This window comes from Catellatospora vulcania (assembly GCF_009720385.1).
In the GTDB taxonomy this organism is placed as follows: Bacteria; Actinomycetota; Actinomycetes; order Mycobacteriales; family Micromonosporaceae; genus Catellatospora; species Catellatospora vulcania.
The window spans coordinates 300,389-315,181 of sequence record NZ_ML769301.1 but is presented as its reverse complement, the minus strand read 5'-3'; the positions used below and the strand labels follow the sequence as shown (position 1 = coordinate 315,181).

Genomic DNA, 14,793 nt, shown 5'->3' with positions numbered 1-14,793 from the left:
AGCCGCGCCGGCGATCCACGGCAGCCGGGTTCACTCCGGCAGCGGCGCGCCCGAGCTCTCGGCCACCATGTACGCGGCGTACCAGGCCGGCCAGTCGGCATCCGCCCCGCCGATCCGCTTCTCGTGCTCGCCGTGGGCCACCGAGGCACGGCGCATCGCACTGGCCAGGTCGGTGGCCGTGGGGTAGGTCGTGGCACCGGGGTCGACCCGTCCGGGCAGCCGATTCGTGATCTCCTGCATCACCCAGGTGTTGCCGTCCGGGTCGGCGAACTCGGCGCGGGAGGCGTAGGTGCCCCGATCGGGGTCCGGGCCACTGATCGGGCCGTCGGGGCCGAGGTGGAAGACCTCGCTGACATCGACGCCCGCGGCGGCCACCGCGTCGCGGGCCTGCACGATGTCGGAGACGATCAAGAACGACCTGGCCGAGCCGGGTGCCGCCTTGGTGAGGTTGGTGCCGAAGTGGACCGAGCACTCGGAGCCGTGCGGCGTCAGCTGGACGACGCCCGATCCCGGCGGGGTCTGGTCCGAGCGCCAGCCCAGGCGGCCGTAGAACTGCTCGGCCCGGGCGACATCGGAAACCGGGATCACCACCACCTCGAGCTTCATGTCGACGTCAGCGATGCCGCTCGCCCCGCTCGTGCTCATAGCATCCTCCCAAGAACCGAATCCAATGTTCCTGACGATACCGGCGAAGGAGTCGAACCAGGCGATATCCGGGCGATAGCGCAAAGCTCGCGATCGCTGTGGCAACTGCGCGAAACCGCGTACAGCGCGGACCGCGGCGAGGTATGCAGGAGCAATGGCCACTTACCGAGTCGGATACTTCGTCGGCAGTCTGTCGTCGACGTCCATCAACCGAGAACTCTCCAGGGTGCTGGTCCGGCTCGCGCCCGAGGAGCTGGAGTTCGCCGAGATCCCGATCGGGGACCTGCCGCTGTACAGCCCGGACTTCGACGCCAACTATCCGCCCGAGGCGGTCGCGCTCAAGGACGCCATCCACCGGTCGCAGGCGATCCTGTTCGTCACGCCGGAGTACAACCGGTCGATACCCGGCGCGCTGAAGAACGCCATCGACTGGGCGTCACGGCCGTGGGGAAAGAACGCCTTCGACCACATTCCCGCGGCGGTCATCGGAGCCTCCGTCGGCCAGATCGGCACGGCGCTCGCCCAGCAGGCGCTGCGCGGCGTCCTCAGCTTCTGCAACGCCCGCCAGATGACCGCGCCTGAGGCGTACATCCAGTTCAACAACACGCTGTTCCCGGGCAACGGCGAGGTAGTCGACGAAGCGGTGCGGACGTTCCTGTCGGACTTCATGACGGAGTTCCGCGATCACATCGTGCGCGTGCTGTCGGTGCTGCCCCGTCAGGGCGGCCAGGCGCAGTGACCGGCCGCGGCGCGGGGGCTCAGAGCCAGTCGTTGCGTTTGAAGACGGTGTAGAGCAGGACGGACAGCAGCGCGATGAGGCCCGTCGACACGAACAGGCCCCACTGGCTGCCGTAACCGGGATACGGCAGGTTCTGCCCGTAGAAGCCGGTGATCGCGGTGGGGACCGCGATGATGGCCGCCCAGCTGGTCACCTTCTTCATGATCATGTTGAGGCGGTTCGCCTGGGTGATCAGATTCGTCTGCACGGTCGTGGCCGCGAGGTCGTGCAGGGCATCGGTCCAGTCCGCGGCACGCATCGCGTGGTCGTAGAGCTTCTGGTAGTACGGCGACATGGCTTCGCCGACGGGCAGCACGTCCTGGCTCAGCAGCGCCTCGACGACCTCCTCCATCGGCTTCACCACGCGCCGCAACGCGATCAGATCGCGACGCAGCTGGAACAGCCGCTGCTGCAGGGGCCGCGCCTCGGAGCCCCGCCCACCGAACAGCATCTCCTCCAGGTCGTCGACGGCCTCGTCGAGCTGCTGCACCGCCCGGAACTGGGCATCGATGACGTGGTCGAGCAGCCCGTAGAGCAGGAACGGCACGCCGTGCCGGGTCAGCTCGGGCGAGGCGTCCCACCGCGCGACGGCCGGCGCCAGGTCGAAGCCGCAGTCCTTGCGGACCGTGATCAAAACCCGGTCGGCGGCGAACACTGCGATCTCGAACAGCGCCAGCGCCGTGCCGGCCGGGTCGACCGCGACCCCGTACACGTCGAGGGACAGGTGCTCGGGATAGCGGTTGAGGCTGGGGCGCCGGCCGGTGTCCAGGCACTCCGCGACGGCCAGCTCGTGCAGCCCGACGTCGGCCTCGAGCATGCTCATGTCCCCGGGGGTCGGGCGGTACAGGTCGAGCCAGAGCACCGTCGCCGGGTCGGCCAGGTGCGCCGCGACGTCGTCGACCGGGAAGTCCTCCAGGACGCACACGCCGTCGCGGTACAGCCGGGACCTGGCCCGACGGGCCGGCCCGGAAGCGTCCGGCGCGCCGCCGTCCCGACTCACGCCTCCAGCCTAGGCAGCCGCCGTACGCAGGGGACGGCGGACCGCGAACCCGGTTCGCGCCGGTCCCTGCCGCCTCCACGGCGTGCGTAGGGTACAGAGATCACATGGAACTCCTGATCATCGCGGTGGCGGCGGTCGTCGCGATCGTCGTCGTCAACGCCCTCGCCCGGCGTACCGGGGTGGCCGCGCCGCTGCTGCTGGTCGCGGTCGGCGTCGCCGTCAGCTTCCTGCCGTTCGTGCCCGCCGTCGCGGTCCCGCCCGAGGTGATCCTCGCCGGAGTGCTCCCACCGCTGCTCTACTCGGCCGCGGTCTCCCTGCCCGCGATGGACTTCCGGCGCGACTTCACCGCCATCAGCGGCCTGTCGGTGGTCCTCGTCGTGATCACCTCGCTGCTGCTCGGGCTGCTGTTCGCCGCCCTGATCCCGGGTCTGGGGCTCGCGGGCGGCATCGCCGTCGGCGCCATCGTGAGCCCGACCGACGCCGTGGCGACCGCCATCGCCAAACGCCTCGGCGCACCGTCCCGCGTGATCACCGTGCTCGAAGGCGAGGGCCTGCTCAACGACGCGTCCGCGCTGGTGCTGCTGCGCTCGGCCGTCGCCGCGACCGCCGCCGTCGTGAGCATCGGCAGTGTGATCGACGCGTGCCGGCGCTTGGAATCCGGCACGCCCAAACTCCGTATATCCCGGGCAGATCCGCCGCCGCCGGGTTCAGCCCACCCTGCCCTGGGCCGTGCCCCGGACGATGAAGGTCAGCGGGGTGCCCTGGCCGGGCGCGACGGCGGACACGCCCGTTTCGGTCACCTTCAGGGCCTGACCGCCGAGCACCAGCTCGTACGGCGCGGCGCTGCCACGCAGGGTGACGACCTGCTCGTCACGCGCGGCGTTGCACGCCTCGATGGTGAGACGGCTGCCGTTGCGCTCCGCGCAGCCGGGCTCCCCCCAGGAGGCGGCCGTGGCGGTCTTGAGGGCGTACGCCGTCCCGCCGGGTGTGAGCGGGACGAGCGCGAACCGCGCGCCCTCGGTCGCGGCGGCCTCCCCCACCCCCGACAGGGTGTTGTCGGGCAGGGCGGTCAGCAGCGGGTAGCCGCCGGTGGTCGTCGCCTGCACCCACACGCCCTGGTCCTGCTCCGGCACCCCGTCGCCGGGGACCGCCGACGGGTCGACCTTTGGCGTGACCACGGGAGACGGTGACGCCGACGCCGACGCCCGCGCAGGCTGGGTCGCCACCGGCGGGTCCGGCGTGCCGTGGCCGGTCTGCGTCGCGTACACCCCGGCGAACACCGCGACCACGGCCAGGCCGCTCGCGGCGGCAGCCAGCCGAGTGTTGCGCCGCCGCCGCTCGCCCCGGCGGCGGACCTGCTCGGCCGAGCCCAGCCGGCCGATCCGGGAACCGTGATCGACTAGCGCGCCCAGGTGCCGGTCCAGCTCTTCTTCGCCGCGCTCAGCCATCCCGATTCTCCTTTCCGGTGTTCGCCTGATGGGGTGTGTCGCCCGGGTCGGGCAGCTCGCTCAGCCAGCCGGCCAGCGCCCGCCGCCCGCGCAGCAGCCTGGCCTTGATCGTGCCCTGCGGTGCGCCGACCTCCTCGGCGACCTCGGCCACGCTCAGCCCGACCAGGTGGTGCAGCACGATCGCGCGGCGCTGGTCGACGGGGATCTGGCGCAACGCGTGGACCAGCGCGACGTGATCGGGCCCGAGCCCGGCCAGTTCCTGGTCGGGGGTGGCGCGGTGGTGGGCGCGCAGCCGGTTGACCGCCTTGCGCCAGGCGCTGATCGCGATCCGCGAGGCCGTACGCCGCACCCACGCCTCCGGGCTGTCGTACTCACGCACCTGCCGCCAGCGCTGCCAGGCCCGCGCGTACGCCTCACCCACCGCGTCCTCGGCCTCGGCCCGGCTGCCGGTCATGGTCCACAGCTGTCCGAGCACCCGCCACGACGTGTCGGCGTAGAAGGCGTCGAACTCCTCGGCGTCGGACATCAGCACCCCACCGTCACGGCCACTGGCCGACGGTCCCGGACGGGACGAACCGGAACCGGGTCTTCGCGGGTGTGCTGCCGCGCTTGACCAGCGACACCTTGCCGTCCTTGGCGACCTCCACCTGGTATCCCCCGACGACCAGGTCGAACGTCGCCGCGCCCGAGGCGTCCGCGCCACGTGCCGCCAGCGTCACCCGCTGCGACCGGTCGGCCGCGTCGCAGGCCACGGTGTGCAGCACGCCGGCTTCGATCCCGGCGCAGACCGGCTCGCCGCCCACCCGCAGCCGGGCGGTCTTGAGCAGGTACGTCTTCGCGCCCGGGGACAGCGGGGCCAGCATGAACTGCTCGCGTTCGCCGGTGTCCGCACCGCCGGGGTAGGTGCCGATCCGGCCGCTCGCGGTCACGGTCAGCACCGGGTCCTCGATCCGGTCGACCGCCTGGAGCAGGAACGCCTTGTCCGGGCCGGGGACCGTGCCCAGCGCGGCCGGTTTCGGGCTGGGCGACGCGCTCGGCGACACCGCGGGCGACGGCGAGGCCGACGCCGAAGGGGCGGCCGTGGGCGCGCCGCCCTGGGCGGCCCCCGGGTCGGCCTGTCCGGGCGGTGTCGCGCAGCCGGCGGCCCCGGCCAGCACCACCGCGCCCAGCCAGCATCGGGCGATCCACCGGGTACTCGTGCCTTCCATCTCTGTTCCTTCCGCCATCGACGTGCTCCGTCCGGAGCGCACCAATGACGTCCGACCCCACCGCCCGGACGCATGCGCGGAGTGCGGCGTACGTCACACCTACAGCGTCGACCCGCGCGGGACCCACTACTGGCGCAACGCCGGGCCGCGGGTGGGAGTTCCCGATCCGATCGGCGGACGCTCCCGCTTCGTTACTTCTGGTAACCGAAGTTGTCGCAGGTCCGCCGCTGCTGGACGCAGTTCCTGGTCCGTTTGTTCATGGCGTCGACGTCCCACATCACGAACGCGTCGCCGTGCATCGACGAGGCGCTCTTGCCGTCTTTGTCCGAGGCGAGGTAGAAACCTGCCCGGCTGCCCTGGGCCGCGTACTGGATGTCGAAGGTGATCGCCGGGATCTTCACCGGGTGGCTGCGCGGGCAGGCGTTGCCGCGGCCGAACGACACGTGCGCCTTGTGGTCGGGGCTGTCCAGGTGCTTGCCGTCCCAGCAGTCCGGGAACTGCATGATGTAGTGCAGCGTCGCCTTGCCGTCGCAGACCGGCCAGTTGCCGTTGCTGCTGCGGGCGACGCCGTCGACGTCGCCGGGACCGTAGTAGGCGCAGAAGAACTGGCCGCTCACGCCGCGGGGGGTCGGTTTCCTCTTCTTGGCGTCGCCGACGATCATGCGCAGGCCGTTGGGCATCGGCAGTTGCCCCGCCGAGGTGTTCATCAGCGAGCGGTAGTAGACCCGGAATCCGGTCGTCTCGACCGGCTTGCCGGTCGCGTTGTCGTAGAGCGTCGGCACCCAGTACGACGAGTGGTCCTCGACCGGCTTGCAGGTGGTGGCCGTGAGCTTCATCAGGTCGGCGGCTTTGGTGCCGGCGTCGACGGCCTTGTTGCCGACGAACGAGTGCATGTGCGACGCGCCCGGCAGCCCGGGAGCGACGATCGGATCGTCGGGCAGCGAGTGGCTGTACGTGCAGTCGGCACGGAACTCGGGCAGGTTGCCCACCCCGGCCGGCACCGGGTCGACCTTCCTGGCTCGGTACGCATCGACCTGCGCCTGCCACGCCGCCTGGTCGACGGCGACCCAGCCGGGTTTCGCGGGTTTCGGGGCTGCGGACGCCGAGGTCGGCGACGCCGCCGACGACTCAGCGGGCGGTAGCGGCGACCCGGTGGAAGCGAGGTCGGCGGCCGCGTTCGACGGTTCCGGTTCGCCGGTCGCGAACAGCGCCCCCGCCGCGACGGCAGTCACCACGGCCAGTCCGGCGCACACGACGAGCAGGTTCCGCCGGTCCCGGCCCGGACGCGGGTGCGGGTCGCTGCCCGGCTGGTACGACACGGCTGACTCCTGACCCTGCGACTCACGACCGCCGGTATGTTACCGCTCTGTCGGCGAACCCCCGATCCGAGCAGCCACAAAGGACCGCCGGCCCGACTTGTTCGCGGAGTCCTTCCCCGGCTCTTCCCGACGATCCGCGCACAGTGGAAGATGACCACCGTGAACGCCCCGACGCGAGACCACCCGGCGACCGGTGAGCAGCCGCCGCCGGAGGCCCGCGGCCGCCACCGGCCCGGCCTGCGGGCCAGGATGACCGGTTCGGCTTCGCCGTCGCCGCGCCTGGTCGCCGCCGTGATCACGGTGACGTGGCTGGCGGTGCTCGCGGAGTCGACACTCGTGCCGGTCAACCCGGTGCTGCACCGGGTGGCGCTGTTCGTGCACCTGGCGTGCCTGGTCGTCGGGTTCGGCGCGGTGGTCACGGTCGACTGGTACGCCCTGAAGTGGCTGCTGCGGCGCTGCCAGCTGCGGCAGGTGCTGGCCGTCGCCGACCAAGTGCACCTGCTGATCTGGCTGGGCTTGGCCGGGCTGGCCGCCAGCGGCGGGCTGCTGAAGCCGGACCTCGGCGCGACCCTGACCCAGGTCAAACTGCTCCTGGTGCTGCTCGTGGCGCTCAACGGCGTCCAGGCCACCGCGCTGCACCGCAGGATCGCCGCGTTCGCCGGACCGGTTCCCCGCTGGCTGCTGGTGCGCTCGGTGCTGGCGGCGCTGGTGTCCCAGGGCGGATGGTGGGGCGCGATGGCGATCGGATTCCTCAGCAGCCATCCGGCATGAGCCGGGCCGGCGCACTCGACGCGGGAGAACATTTGCGTACCGAACAGGCAACAGCTGCGCAGCCCGCCGGCCGCGGATGGGCGGCCAGGATCGGCCGCCTCGGCCCCGTGCTGATCGCGGCACCGGTCGTGCTGGCGATCGCGGTGGTCTCGTTCATCGTCACCGACTCCGGTGAGGCTTCCACACCGCAGGCCGCGCCGACCGGACCCGCCGCGACCGGGTCACCGGCCGCGGGGTCACCGGCAGCCTCGGCCTCGGCGAAGCCGTCGCAGAAACCGGCGAAGCCGGGCTGGGTCGCGGTGGACCCCGACGAGCAGAAGGCACGGACGGCGGCGTTCTTCGCCCGCAAGCCCAAACCGGTGACCGGCAAGCCGGTGCGGGTCCCCGAGTTCCACGCGACCTGCACGGTCAGCCACCACGCCGACGACGACCCGATCGTCTTCCCGGGCCTGCCCGGCGCGTCGCACAACCACACCTTCTGGGGCAACAAGACCGTCGACAGCCGCACCACCGCCGCGTCGCTGCGCGCCGGGGCGACGACCTGCAACCCCAAGCAGGACAGATCCGGGTACTGGATCCCGACGCTGTACCAGAACGGCCGCGTCGTCGACCCGGACGAGATCACCGTCTACTACGGATCACGGCTGAAGGACCCCTCGAAGACCCAGCCGTTCCCGTACGGGCTGCGCATGGTCGAAGGCGATCCGAAGAAGAAGTCGGACCCGAACGGCAACCGGTTCTGGTGTGCGGGCATCGGCGGCGAGGTCGGTCGCTCCAAGGACGGCGTGTTCCCGGTCTGCGCGCCGACCGCGCACATCGTCCGCCAGATCACCTTCCCGGACTGCTGGGACGGCAAGCACCTGGACAGCCCCGACCACCAGGCCCACATGTCCGGGGCGCTGCACACCGGGGCATGCCCGCGCAGCCACCCGGTCCCCATCCCGTCGGTGTCGTTCGTCATCTCGTACGAGGCGCTCAGCGCGAAGACCGACGGCATCACGCTGTCGTCGGGCAACTCGTTCTCCATGCACGCCGACTTCTTCAACGGCTGGGACGAGGAGGCGCTCGCCGCCCGAGTGCGCAACTGCCTAAACCAGGGCGTCAAGTGCAACGCGGCCGGCGGCTTCTGACCTGCTCGGCGGGTCGCCGCGCGGGCCGGTGTCAGGCGTGCGGGGGCGCGGAGCCGAGCCAGGTCAGGGCGGCCCGTACCCGGCGGTTCTCGTCGGCGCTCTGGTGCAGGTCCAGCTTCACGAAGATGGACCGCAGGTGCGCGTCGACGGTGCGTTCGGAGACCTGGAGCCGGCGGCCGATCGCGGCGTTGCTCAGGCTCTGCGCCAGCAGGGACAGGACCTCCCGCTCGCGGATGCTGAGCACGTCGAGCCGGGCGTCGGCCGCGTCGCCCAGCAGCCGGTCGACGATCTGCGCGTCGAAGACCGTCGCCCCGCCTGCCACCCGGCGCAGCCCGTCGACGAACTCGTCGACGTCGAGCACCCGGTCCTTGAGCAGGTAGCCGAACCGGGTCGGCGGGTCGGCGAGCAGCCGCGCCGCCAGGGTCTGCTCCACGACCTGGGACAGGACCATGACGCCAAGGGCAGGGTGGGTCTCGTGCAGGCGCAGCGCCGCCCGCGCGCCCTCGTCGGTGTGCGTCGGCGGCATCCGCACGTCCACGACGGCGAGGTCGGGGCGGTGCGAGTCCACCGCCGCCAGCAGCGCGCCGGGGTTGTCGACCTGGGCCACGACCTGCATGCCGGCGGCGGTGAGCAGGCGGGTCATACCGTCGCGCAGCAGCACCATGTCCTCGGCGAGCACGACCCGTAACGCGAGGGTGCTCACGTGATCACCGCGGCTTGCCGGGCAGCGGGCAGCGTGAGCTTAGGGGCGGCCGCCCGGCGGGGGCCGCTGCGGGCAGTCGCTGTGGTGATCACTGCCGCATGATAAAGAGCCCGCACCGGCGGCGACACCGGCCGGGTGGGCTTTACCGCCGAATGCGGGCGGGGACCGGCACCGCCGGTCGGCTGTCAGCTCGGTCAGCCGTCGTGGCTGCCGCAGGCGACGTCGATGGTCTCGATCCGGTCGGGCAGGTCGCTGCCGGCCAGCCCGACCAGGCTGCCGCCGTCGGCGACCTTCCGGTAGCCGGCTATCACGGCGGCCAGGTGCGGTGCGAGGTCACCGGGTGCGGCCGGTTGGAGTGCGGTCAGCCGCTGCACCATCCCGGCGGCCCATGGCCCGGTCTTCAACTTCGGGAAGTTCTCCTTGCTCCACGTCTGCACGTCGTTGAACCCGGCGCAGAACTCCTTCCCCGCCGGGGCGGCCGCGGTGGCGGGCGGGGCGGCGTTGGCCGAGACGGCTGCCTTCACGTCCGCTTCGTCCTCGGGTGTGCATCCGGCCAGCGTGAGCACCGCGCAGAGGATGGCGAGCTGTCGGCGCATGCGTGCTCCTGTCCGAGGTTCGAGCGGTCCCGGCGGCTGCGTGTCCGGGCACGTGACAGGGCGACGCTAGCGGCGGCGGCGCGGTGGGCGCATCGGTGCTGGCACCTAGTTCGCGAGCCGCCGCAGTCCGGCCCGGTTCCGGTCCGGTGGCGATAGGTGTCAGCACCGATGTGCCCGCAACCTGCGCTTCCTAGCATTCACTGCGCTGAAGATCACGAGTTGAGGAGCGCGGATGAGACGGACGGTGTGGACGGCGGCCATGGTCGGGGTGCTGCTGTCGGCGGCGGCATGCGGGCCGGACGAGCAGGCTCCGGGCGCGACGCCGGAGGGCGGCGGTCACGACAAGCGGGCCTACCTGACGGTCACCTACGACCTGTCCGGCGGCACGACGCTCAAGGGCACCACGGAGGCGACCGCGTACGTGGAGGGCGAGTTCTCCCTGGACTCGTGCACCGACTACGCCAAAGGCGGCACCAAGGACGGCGCTGGCATCTTCACGCTGCCCTACCGGGAGAAGTCGCAAATCGAGGGCAAGACCGTCCACCTGCAGGCCAATGTCGCGCCCTACACCGGGCCGGGCACCTACCAGGGCAACAAGCCGCTGGTCGGGGTCATGGGCAGCGAGCCGGGGCTGTTCATCGACAGCGAGGGCTACACGGTCGGGTTCGAGAAGGAGGGCGCGACCAGCACCCTGACCGTCAACCCGGACGGCAGCGGCAGCTGGAAGTTCACCCGCATGCTGCCCAACAGCTACGCCCTCAAGCCGATCAACGGCACGATCACGTGGACCTGCGCCGTCCGCGACATCGACTGAGCCGGCGATCTGCGGGGGATGACGCGGGGAATCGGTCACGCGTAACATGCCGCCGACGGAGGCGCCGGGACGGCCCGGGATCGGAGGACGACATGTCGATGCACGACATCGAGGATCTGGTGTCCGCATCGGTCGTCGTGCTCGACGCCCGCCATGCCGAAGACGACGACCGGGTCCGGGACTGGTTCACGGCGCTGTACGCGTTCCAGGCGAGATTCGACTGTTCCCACACTCAGGGCCGGGTCCTGGACATCCTGCTGCGGCGGGGGCACACGTACCGGTTCGCGCTGCATGAACACCCGGACTACGCCGGGCGCCGCGCGTTCTTCGAAGGGCTGACCGGGTTCCAGGGGCTGCGCGAGATCGACGAGGACGCCGAGGACTTCGCCGGCTACGACGACTGGCTCGACGACGGTTACGTCGACCCGCCTTGGCTGTACTGCGAGGCGGGTTCGGCGCTGTGGCGGCGGCTGGCCGACGCGGGACGGCTGCGGGGCCGCGACGCGGTCGCGCCGGAGCGGGTCGCGCTGCTCGACGTCGTGACAGCGGTCGCCGTCGCGGCCGAGCGGCATGGCGACCCTGGGCTCGTCGCCGCGTGGTACGCCCTAGGCCCCGGCCTGCTGACCGACGCCTGGCTGGATGTCGAGGACCTGCGAAACGATCCGGTGGTCGCCCGGCTGCGCGAGGTCGTACAGCGTTCCGGTGCCGCGTCGGCGGAGCTGCCGGAGGGTTACCGCCCCACCGACGAGCAGCTCGACCTGCTGGGCGACGAGCGCGAGTCCTGGTGGTACGAGATCCTCGCGCCGGCCGCGTGACACTAGGGCCGGCCGCCGGCGGCGACCCGTAGCAGCACGTCCGCGTGGCACGGCTCGCCGAGCGGACACCAGCAGGCGAGGTCCTTGCCCGCCAGCTCCCGCACGATCGGCGCCATGAGCAGCGCCGGATACCGCAGCAGGTGCGCGCGGAACAGTTCCACCGCGTCGGCCCGGTCGACCACGGGACGGATCTCATATTTAACTTCGCGGCCGGGCCCGCTGCCGAAGTAGACGCCGGGCAGCTGCGTTCCCTGGTACGGCTTGGCATAGCCGTCAGGGAACTGCTGCACCATGTCGCCGATCGCGAACGGGTTGCCCCACCGGGTGGGCCGCGTGACGATCACGGCGCCCTCGGGCAGCTGCCAGCCCTTGACCCGGCGGCGCTGGATCCGCACCGGTTGCCTGCTCCGGTCGACGTCCACGCCGGCTGCTCCCTCCTCGCCAGACCACCGGCGGCCGGGATCGGCGTCCCGACCGGTTCCGGCCCGCTGCCTGCGCAGACACGCCAGGGCGTGGCAGGGTCGATGGTATGCCCGACAGCCGACAGGGACGGCCGAGGTGACGCGGATGCCGGGTCGGCCGCCCATTTCGGCGTTCGTGCGCTGGTCCTCCATGGCCGCCCAGGGAGGACCAGCTCCGGTGACCGGGTCGGCTACGGGCGCGGGCCGGGGCCGTACGGCTCCTTCTTGCGTACGACGACCTGTTCGGCGGGGTCGCCGCAGCTGGTGGCGACGGCCGTGTTGCCGTCGTCGCCGCTGTAGGAGGCCACCCACTGGTAGGTGCCGGGCGTGTGCGGCCGGAAACTTCCGGAGACGTAGTCGCCGTTGCCGTTCACCGGCACCGCGAAGGTCGCCACGGGGGTGCGCGCACAGGTCGCGTCGTCGGGGCCGTACAGGTCGAAGGTGATGGTGCCGGTCGGGGCGGCGCCACCGGACAGGGTCGCCCGATCGAAGATCCGCTTGCCGACGTAGGTGTCGTGCGAGGCGTCGGTGACCAGCGTGGGTGTCACGGGTGCGCCCCGCACGACGACCGTCTCGTCGGGATCGTCGCAGGCGGTGGTGACTCCGGCGTTGGCGGCGTCGCCGCTGTAGGAGGCGACCCAGTGGTAGGCGCCGGCCGCCGTCGGCGTGAAGGCGCCGGAGGCGTACGTGCCGTCGCCGTCGACCGTCACCGGCGCGGAGGTGAAGACCGGGTCGGCGGTGCACTCGTCGTCGTCGGGGCCGAACAGCAGGAAGGTGATGGCGCCGGTGGCGTCGGCGCTGCCCGACAGCGTCGCGGTGTCGCTGACCGCGCCGCCGAGGTCCACGTCGGCGGAGGCGTCGGTGTCCAGGTCGGGGGCGGTCAGGATGCGGAAGTTCTCGGCCGGGTCGTCGCACGCCGTGCCGGCGGGGGTGTTGTTGACGTCGCCGCTGTAGTCGGCCCGCCAGCGGTAGTCGCCGACCACGGTCGGCACGAACCCGGCCGAGTCGTAGGAGTCGACGTCGGCGACCAGGTCGACGGTGGAGGTGGTGAGGGGGGCCGCCTCGCAGACGGTGTCGCCGGGGCCGTACAGGCGGAAGGTGATGGTGCCGGTGGGCTCGAAGCCGCCGCTGATCGTGGCGGTGTCGACGACGGTGCCGCCGAGCGGGGTGTTGCCGGAGGCGACCGTGGACAGTGTCGGCTCGGCCCGCAGCACCGTCACGACCGTGTCCGGGTCGTCCGGGTCGCAGGTGGTGGTCACGGTCTCCCCGGACAGGTCACCGGTGTAGGAGGCGACCCACAGGTACGTGCCGGCGGTCTGGGGGACGAAGGGACCCGACGGGTAGTCGGCCTCGCCGGCGGTCGGCACCGGCGGGACCGTCACGAAGGCGGGGTCACCGCTGCAGTCGGGGTCGTTCGGCCCGTAGAGGGAGAACGTGAGCAGCCCGGTCTCGGTGACCGGGTCGAGGTCGGACAGGGTGACCGTGGCGGAGACCGGGCCGCCGACGGTCACGTCGGCGGAGGCCACGATGGACAGTTCCTGCAGGTCCGCCTGGGTCAGGCTCGCCGGGGCCGCGGCTGCGGCGTTGCCCGCGGCGGCGAGCACTGCCAGGCTCAGCAGCGCGCCGTGGGCGACCCGGCGGGCGGTCGAGATGGATCTAGCGGTTCGCATGCGTTCGTGCCTCCAGGGCGAGATGGTCCGGGTGGTGTGGAAACACCGAAACGGAGCATATGTTGGCCAAAGGCTGAAAAAAGGGCCAAAGAACCGCACCCGAGTCCCGTTCACGTTCGCGCGCACGGTGGCGCGGCCTGCCGATTTCTCGGCCGACCGCGCCACCGCCGTGGTTCGCGCGACGGGGGATCCCGGTGCTGCCGGGCACGCGAACCCGGAGCCGCGGCTCAGGTGGCCGCGGCGGCTTTGAGCTGCTTCGCGCTCTCCACGGTGACCTGGACCGCTCTGACGATCGCCGGGACGGAGCCGACGATCAGCACGATCGCCCAGACGATCCCGACGACGGCGAACACGATGGCGGCGACGGCGTCGGTGATGCTGACCAGCACCCCGGGCACGATCCCGTGCAGGAACACCGCGACCACGTTGCCGAGCAGCGACGTGATGACCATGGCGACCAGGCCCTTGTTCTGCAGGAAGCGCTGCTGCGCCACGACCAGGCAGACGACGGCGACGACCTTGAGGAACATGATCAGCGATAGGACGACCGCCGCCTCCCCGCGTGGGAACGATCCGAACAGGATCAGGTACACGATGGTGCCGAACGGGAACGCCAGCAGCAGCGACACCATCAGGATCAGCTTGGCGATCGCGACGAACAGCAGCACCAGCGCCGTGATGATCAGGATGATCGCGCCGATCAGCGTGGCCACGCCCTGGGCGCGGGCGTGGACCCGTTTGGAGGCGAGGATCGCCACGCCCATCAGCACCGCCGTGCCCAGCAGCACGACGTCGATGAGCGCCAGGTAGCTGACGGCGAGGCCGCCGGGGCGTTCCGCGACACCCGGTGGCACGTCCGCGCCGAGCTGGGTCGCGGTGTCCAGGGCCGGGGTGGTCAGGCCGAGCAGCAGTGAGCTGCCGGTCTCGACCGCGACGACCAGTCCGAGCGCGACGAGCGCGACGAAGAAGAACGGCGTGCGCAGCCTATCCATCGCTGCCTCCCAGGGTGACGGTGCACTTGTCGCAGGTGAGGGTGATGTCGGCGCCCTGGTCGTCGACCGCGACGCGGATCGGTTCGCCGGCGGGAACCTCCCGGTCGAGGACCGTGTCGTCGTGCGGGGCGCGGGTCTGCAGCCGCAGCGGGCCGTCGGGACGCAGTTCGACCTCGCGCAGGTCGCTGCCGGCCGCGGCGATGGTGAGCACGCAGCCGGTCTCGACGACGAGCACGCCGTCGGTCAGGCACGGTGCACTCAGGTCCGCGGGGTCGACGGGGTCGGGGTCGCCGAACCAGTCGCCGAGCGTACGGACCAGGGCGCTGTCTCGGGGGTCGGTCATCGTGCCGTCGTCGGCGGTGGCGACGCCGGTGACGAACAGCGCGACGATCAGCACCGCGACGGCGGCGAGGATCTTCTGTCCTCGGGTCAGCGCAGGCATG

At 71.7% G+C, this 14,793-nt stretch carries 17 protein-coding genes and 1 pseudogene; 6 read left to right on the top strand and 12 right to left on the bottom strand.

The window, feature by feature from the left end; translation table 11 throughout:
• Positions 1 to 30: 30 nt before the first annotated feature.
• Positions 31 to 645 carry a VOC family protein gene (locus F6W97_RS01435; protein ID WP_155368266.1) on the bottom strand — a complete coding sequence of 205 codons (615 nt, stop codon included), beginning with the start codon at positions 643 to 645 and terminating at the stop codon, positions 31 to 33.
• Between the two features lie 154 nt (positions 646 to 799).
• Here F6W97_RS01435 and F6W97_RS01430 point away from each other — a divergent pair, with 154 nt between their 5' ends.
• Positions 800 to 1,384, top strand: coding sequence for an NADPH-dependent FMN reductase (locus tag F6W97_RS01430; protein WP_155368265.1), 585 nt, complete (start codon positions 800 to 802; stop codon positions 1,382 to 1,384).
• 19 nt (positions 1,385 to 1,403) lie between these two features.
• Here the strand turns inward: F6W97_RS01430 and F6W97_RS01425 are convergent, their stop codons facing one another.
• Positions 1,404 to 2,423 carry a magnesium transporter CorA family protein gene (locus F6W97_RS01425; RefSeq protein WP_230686312.1) on the bottom strand — a complete coding sequence of 340 codons (1,020 nt, stop codon included), beginning with the start codon at positions 2,421 to 2,423 and terminating at the stop codon, positions 1,404 to 1,406.
• 104 nt (positions 2,424 to 2,527) lie between these two features.
• Between F6W97_RS01425 and F6W97_RS41490 the strand changes: the two are divergent.
• Positions 2,528 to 2,968 (top strand): annotated as a pseudogene (locus tag F6W97_RS41490) (cation:proton antiporter domain-containing protein); the annotation flags it as partial.
• Between the two features lie 162 nt (positions 2,969 to 3,130).
• Here the strand turns inward: F6W97_RS41490 and F6W97_RS40385 are convergent.
• The 4 genes from F6W97_RS40385 to F6W97_RS01400 all read right to left on the bottom strand — a co-directional run bounded on the left by F6W97_RS40385 (position 3,131) and on the right by F6W97_RS01400 (position 6,398).
• The gene (locus tag F6W97_RS40385) at positions 3,131 to 3,871 is read right to left on the bottom strand and encodes a hypothetical protein (protein WP_230686310.1); all 741 of its coding nucleotides are present in this window, start codon (positions 3,869 to 3,871) and stop codon (positions 3,131 to 3,133) included.
• Complete coding sequence (locus tag F6W97_RS01410; RefSeq protein ID WP_155368262.1) at positions 3,864 to 4,397, bottom strand: SigE family RNA polymerase sigma factor; 534 nt, start codon at positions 4,395 to 4,397, stop codon at positions 3,864 to 3,866. Before F6W97_RS01410 ends, F6W97_RS40385 begins: the two co-directional genes overlap by 8 nt.
• Positions 4,398 to 4,410: 13 nt before the next feature.
• On the bottom strand, positions 4,411 to 5,079 hold the full coding sequence (locus F6W97_RS01405; protein ID WP_155368261.1) for a hypothetical protein: 669 nt from the start codon (positions 5,077 to 5,079) through the stop codon (positions 4,411 to 4,413).
• 191 nt (positions 5,080 to 5,270) lie between these two features.
• The gene (locus F6W97_RS01400; protein WP_155368260.1) at positions 5,271 to 6,398 is read right to left on the bottom strand and encodes a DUF1996 domain-containing protein; all 1,128 of its coding nucleotides are present in this window, start codon (positions 6,396 to 6,398) and stop codon (positions 5,271 to 5,273) included.
• A gap of 150 nt (positions 6,399 to 6,548) precedes the next feature.
• On the opposite strand from F6W97_RS01400, the gene F6W97_RS01395 reads away from it, so the two are divergent.
• Positions 6,549 to 7,169 (top strand): hypothetical protein, encoded by a 621-nt coding sequence (locus F6W97_RS01395; RefSeq protein WP_155368259.1) that lies wholly within the window; start codon positions 6,549 to 6,551, stop codon positions 7,167 to 7,169.
• A gap of 107 nt (positions 7,170 to 7,276) precedes the next feature.
• Entirely contained in the window at positions 7,277 to 8,299 is a 1,023-nt protein-coding gene (locus F6W97_RS01390; RefSeq protein ID WP_196278927.1) for a DUF1996 domain-containing protein, read from the top strand.
• 31 nt (positions 8,300 to 8,330) lie between these two features.
• Here the strand turns inward: F6W97_RS01390 and F6W97_RS01385 are convergent, their stop codons facing one another.
• Complete coding sequence (locus F6W97_RS01385) at positions 8,331 to 9,002, bottom strand: response regulator transcription factor (RefSeq protein WP_230686309.1); 672 nt, start codon at positions 9,000 to 9,002, stop codon at positions 8,331 to 8,333.
• Positions 9,003 to 9,196: 194 nt separating this feature from the next.
• Entirely contained in the window at positions 9,197 to 9,598 is a 402-nt protein-coding gene (locus tag F6W97_RS01380; protein ID WP_155368257.1) for a hypothetical protein, read from the bottom strand.
• 232 nt (positions 9,599 to 9,830) lie between these two features.
• On the opposite strand from F6W97_RS01380, the gene F6W97_RS01375 reads away from it, so the two are divergent.
• Positions 9,831 to 10,412 (top strand): hypothetical protein, encoded by a 582-nt coding sequence (locus tag F6W97_RS01375; protein ID WP_155368256.1) that lies wholly within the window; start codon positions 9,831 to 9,833, stop codon positions 10,410 to 10,412.
• Between the two features lie 92 nt (positions 10,413 to 10,504).
• Positions 10,505 to 11,227: a hypothetical protein gene (locus F6W97_RS01370; protein ID WP_230686308.1), complete on the top strand. Its 723-nt coding sequence runs from the start codon at positions 10,505 to 10,507 to the stop codon at positions 11,225 to 11,227.
• A 2-nt stretch (positions 11,228 to 11,229) separates the two neighbouring features.
• Here F6W97_RS01370 and F6W97_RS01365 read toward each other — a convergent pair whose 3' ends face one another.
• From F6W97_RS01365 to F6W97_RS01350, 4 genes are all read right to left on the bottom strand, one after another.
• On the bottom strand, positions 11,230 to 11,649 hold the full coding sequence (locus F6W97_RS01365; protein ID WP_407924529.1) for a DUF4326 domain-containing protein: 420 nt from the start codon (positions 11,647 to 11,649) through the stop codon (positions 11,230 to 11,232).
• 230 nt (positions 11,650 to 11,879) lie between these two features.
• A complete protein-coding gene (locus F6W97_RS01360) occupies positions 11,880 to 13,358 on the bottom strand; it encodes a hypothetical protein (RefSeq protein WP_155368255.1) in 1,479 nt (492 codons plus the stop codon).
• Between the two features lie 227 nt (positions 13,359 to 13,585).
• Positions 13,586 to 14,350, bottom strand: coding sequence for a hypothetical protein (locus F6W97_RS01355; RefSeq protein ID WP_155368254.1), 765 nt, complete (start codon positions 14,348 to 14,350; stop codon positions 13,586 to 13,588).
• Entirely contained in the window at positions 14,343 to 14,792 is a 450-nt protein-coding gene (locus tag F6W97_RS01350; RefSeq protein WP_155368253.1) for a hypothetical protein, read from the bottom strand. The genes F6W97_RS01355 and F6W97_RS01350 overlap by 8 nt, the downstream gene beginning before the upstream one ends.
• Between the last annotated feature and the right edge of the window lies 1 nt (position 14,793).

What these genes read in the sequence shown, in the direction of transcription:
- F6W97_RS01430 (WP_155368265.1), top strand. Translation starts at nt 800, where the DNA reads ATGGCCACTTACCGAGTCGGATACTTCGTCGGCAGTCTGTCGTCGACG.
- F6W97_RS01370 (WP_230686308.1), top strand. Translation starts at nt 10,505, where the DNA reads ATGTCGATGCACGACATCGAGGATCTGGTGTCCGCATCGGTCGTCGTG.
- F6W97_RS01435 (WP_155368266.1), bottom strand. Translation starts at nt 645, where the DNA reads ATGAGCACGAGCGGGGCGAGCGGCATCGCTGACGTCGACATGAAGCTC.
- F6W97_RS01405 (WP_155368261.1), bottom strand. Translation starts at nt 5,079, where the DNA reads ATGGAAGGCACGAGTACCCGGTGGATCGCCCGATGCTGGCTGGGCGCG.
- F6W97_RS01395 (WP_155368259.1), top strand. Translation starts at nt 6,549, where the DNA reads ATGACCACCGTGAACGCCCCGACGCGAGACCACCCGGCGACCGGTGAG.
- F6W97_RS01380 (WP_155368257.1), bottom strand. Translation starts at nt 9,598, where the DNA reads ATGCGCCGACAGCTCGCCATCCTCTGCGCGGTGCTCACGCTGGCCGGA.
- F6W97_RS01375 (WP_155368256.1), top strand. Translation starts at nt 9,831, where the DNA reads ATGAGACGGACGGTGTGGACGGCGGCCATGGTCGGGGTGCTGCTGTCG.
- F6W97_RS40385 (WP_230686310.1), bottom strand. Translation starts at nt 3,871, where the DNA reads ATGGCTGAGCGCGGCGAAGAAGAGCTGGACCGGCACCTGGGCGCGCTA.
- F6W97_RS01360 (WP_155368255.1), bottom strand. Translation starts at nt 13,358, where the DNA reads ATGCGAACCGCTAGATCCATCTCGACCGCCCGCCGGGTCGCCCACGGC.
- F6W97_RS01410 (WP_155368262.1), bottom strand. Translation starts at nt 4,397, where the DNA reads ATGTCCGACGCCGAGGAGTTCGACGCCTTCTACGCCGACACGTCGTGG.
- F6W97_RS01355 (WP_155368254.1), bottom strand. Translation starts at nt 14,350, where the DNA reads ATGGATAGGCTGCGCACGCCGTTCTTCTTCGTCGCGCTCGTCGCGCTC.
- F6W97_RS01350 (WP_155368253.1), bottom strand. Translation starts at nt 14,792, where the DNA reads ATGCCTGCGCTGACCCGAGGACAGAAGATCCTCGCCGCCGTCGCGGTG.